General features: G+C 59.9%; 5 protein-coding genes. 2 read left to right on the top strand and 3 right to left on the bottom strand.

Going from position 1 to position 2,847, the window contains the following annotated elements:
• Both JKL46_RS35285 and JKL46_RS34415 read left to right on the top strand, forming a co-directional pair.
• Positions 1-209: hypothetical protein (locus tag JKL46_RS35285; RefSeq protein ID WP_210381554.1), on the top strand; the 209-nt coding region annotated here is incomplete at its 5' end.
• Between the two features lie 134 nt (positions 210-343).
• Complete coding sequence (locus tag JKL46_RS34415) at positions 344-1,180, top strand: Crp/Fnr family transcriptional regulator (RefSeq protein WP_246529737.1); 837 nt, start codon at positions 344-346, stop codon at positions 1,178-1,180.
• A 328-nt stretch (positions 1,181-1,508) separates the two neighbouring features.
• On the opposite strand, the gene JKL46_RS37150 is transcribed toward JKL46_RS34415, so the two are convergent.
• The 3 genes from JKL46_RS37150 to JKL46_RS34405 are packed head-to-tail and all read right to left on the bottom strand — an operon-like array spanning position 1,509 to position 2,722.
• Complete coding sequence (locus tag JKL46_RS37150; RefSeq protein ID WP_425493358.1) at positions 1,509-1,649, bottom strand: DUF6894 family protein; 141 nt, start codon at positions 1,647-1,649, stop codon at positions 1,509-1,511.
• A 13-nt stretch (positions 1,650-1,662) separates the two neighbouring features.
• The gene (locus tag JKL46_RS34410; RefSeq protein WP_201842911.1) at positions 1,663-1,857 is read right to left on the bottom strand and encodes a hypothetical protein; all 195 of its coding nucleotides are present in this window, start codon (positions 1,855-1,857) and stop codon (positions 1,663-1,665) included.
• Positions 1,858-1,906: 49 nt separating this feature from the next.
• Positions 1,907-2,722 carry a Crp/Fnr family transcriptional regulator gene (locus tag JKL46_RS34405; protein WP_343074180.1) on the bottom strand — a complete coding sequence of 272 codons (816 nt, stop codon included), beginning with the start codon at positions 2,720-2,722 and terminating at the stop codon, positions 1,907-1,909.
• Between the last annotated feature and the right edge of the window lie 125 nt (positions 2,723-2,847).

Below are 2,847 nucleotides of genomic sequence, written 5' to 3'. Positions count from 1 at the left end.
GTTTTCTCGGCATTTGGGTCCTCCTGTCTGCCTCAAGACATACTTCAAGGTGGACCAATTCAATGGGGGTGGATCATGAGGATCCCGGCCCAGACGAAAATGAGTTTGATGATGAGACGGAAGACGACAGCGTCGTCGTGGCCTTCCTCGTGCCGGTTGACCGTGACCACCAGGAGATGGCGGCCATCCCGCCAGAGCTTCAGAGCTGATGGCAAGCACTTTTGGGTGCTGTACCGTTTCAGTATCCTCTGGAAAGGAATTCTCGCGGTGGGCCCTGATCCAAGCGGCCTTCCTGCCTGAGCACGTAGGCTGGGCTGGCGAAATCCCCTGGAGCGCGTCAACCATGTATAAGGGAAGCAGCCCGGACGGGATTGGGCGCGAGGAAATCATGGTTGCTCCGCTCATCCGCAAACTGGAGAACTTCACCCAACTGGCCGAGGAGGAGAAGGCCGTACTGGCGAAAGTCGCCAGCCGCACGAAGAGCCTCGGGCCACGGCAGGACATCGTGCGCGAAGGCGACAAGCCTGATGCGATCCATCTGATCCTCGAGGGCTTGGCCTGTCGCTACAAGGAATTGCCGGATGGGTGGCGGCAGATCATGGCGTATTTCATCCCCGGAGATTTCTGCAATCTGCGCGTTTTCATCATGACGGAGATGGATCACAGCGTTGCCACCCTCACGCCTGTTATCCTCGCCACCATCGCCCACCAGGATCTTCTCACGCTCACGAGCCAGTACTCCCGCATCACGCAAGCGCTGTGGTGGTCTGAGATGGTCGACGAGGCAATCACCCGTGAATGGCTGCTCAATGTGGGCCGCCGCACGGCCACCGAGCGGATGGCGCATCTCATCTACGAGTATTTTGTGCGGATGCGGGCCGTGAATCTCACCGTGGGGAACACCTGTGAGTTGCCTGTCACCCAGGAGGAGATCTCCGACACGCTTGGCCTCTCCACCGTGCATGTCAACCGGACCTTGCAGGACGTTCGCGGCATGGGTCTGATCGAGCTGAAAGGCAAGCGCCTGACGCTTCTCGATCCGCAGGGATTGCAGACCCTTGCGATGTTCAGCCCGACCTACCTGCACTTCCTGCATCAGCCACAGGACCGCACGGCGAACGATCAGGCACGGCGATCGAAGCTGGAGCAGCCAGTCGGTCTACCTATGACGCCACGCTGAGCAACCCAGCCATTAATGGATCTGCCCCAGCGCCAGGGATGCATCATCCCGTGAAAGCAGGTCTCAACGTATGCCGGCCGATTCAAGAGCCTTCAACAGCTTTTGTGAGCGGCGAACGTTTCCTGGGCCACCTCGACCTCCTACGCCACCTCAGCCGTCAAGCGCCGGAGCCGCTCGCACTGCTCCCTGTCCCTCCTCCTGCTTCTGGTCAACATTGTCGGCCGTTGTCCTGCCTGATGATCCAAGGCCTCGGAGAAGGGCAGCTGCAGAACCAGATCACCGGCCGCGTTCATCACCTCAAAGGCATATGATCTCGGGTTCTGACCCCCTACGGAGCCATTCCTGCGACATGTCCTTGGCGGCCTGGAACGGCCTCCAGGTAGGCGGCCTCTGTGTCGGGCAACTCAAGTCCAAGATCATCCAGGCTGAAGCTGTTCGAACCACCCCTGAGGTGAAAGAAGAAATGCATCATTGCTCCCTCGTCATCCTCTGTTGTGATCAAGGCGCTCACAAATCCAGTGCTCGGCTGCATCCAGATCGGCAAAGGTCGGATGATTGGGCCCGTCCAGCCAGCCCAAGCCTGCCTCCAGGTACCAGTGCCCGGGAGCCACCTCGTTCCCCGCCGAGAGATGCGTCAGCACGGCCAGGAGCCGTCGCTCCTGATCGAAGACCAGCATGCCTTCTTCCTCGGCCCCTGTGGCCACCCGCACCGATTGAAGGTGAGGGTCATGAAACGGCCTCGTCCTGTTTGAGGTGCAGGTAGGTCGGATCGAAGTCACCGGCGGTCTTCAACTGCTCCCAATCAGGAATATTCAATCGGCTTCCCTTGGTCTCGATCAGGCCGTCAGCCCGCAGTTGCTGGAGAACCCGATTGACGTGAACGTTCGAGATGCCGAGCGCATCGGCAAACTCGGTCTGGGTGATCGGCAGCTCATAGCCATGGTCGTCAGCCAAGCCCACTGCCCTCAGGCGCACCTGCATTTCGCACAGGACGTGCGCCATGCGATTATAGGCTTCGCGGCGCCCGACATTGAGCACCCACTCGCGGAAGATGGCTCCCTCCACCAGTGTCTCGCGCCAGAAGGCAGCAGCGATGCGGGGATGGCGCGTGCAGAGATCCCACAGGGCCTCATGGGTGATGAAGCCGATGCTGCATGGGGTCAGGGTGGCCACGCTGATGTCCAGTACCTTCAGGTGCAGGCTCTGCAGATCGGGAATGTCGCCGGCCACGCCGAAGGTCACGATCTGGCGCTTGCCGTCGCCGGTCATCTTGTAGGTGCAGGTAAAGCCGCTCAGGATCGCAAACGACCGGGACGGGCGATCGCCTTCGCGCACAATGTCCTGATCCTGCTTGATGACGGCCACCTGCATCGGCAAGTCAAGCAGAGCCTGCCGCTCGTCGTCAGTGAGGCTGAAGATGCTCTCCAGCTTGCGGATAAGCGGATGGTGATCGGTCGGAAACGGCGCAGGTAACATAATGTTTCCAGTTCTGCTGGCCGGAGCATTCGCATGGTCCATCACCCGCAGCGTGGCCTTTGCCAATGATAAAGCCACCCTGTCAGGCAAGTTTCTGCGGGTCTTTGACCTATGTGTCAATCGGCTCCCAAGTTTGACCCTCGATCAGCATCCAATTCTGACCCTGCCGGCATAGATGGAAAGCCGCCTTT

This window comes from Microvirga zambiensis WSM3693, assembly GCF_016735695.1.
Classification (GTDB): domain Bacteria; phylum Pseudomonadota; class Alphaproteobacteria; order Rhizobiales; family Beijerinckiaceae; genus Microvirga; species Microvirga zambiensis.
The sequence above is the reverse complement of the archived record's forward strand: the minus strand, read 5'-3'. Positions and strand labels throughout refer to the sequence as shown.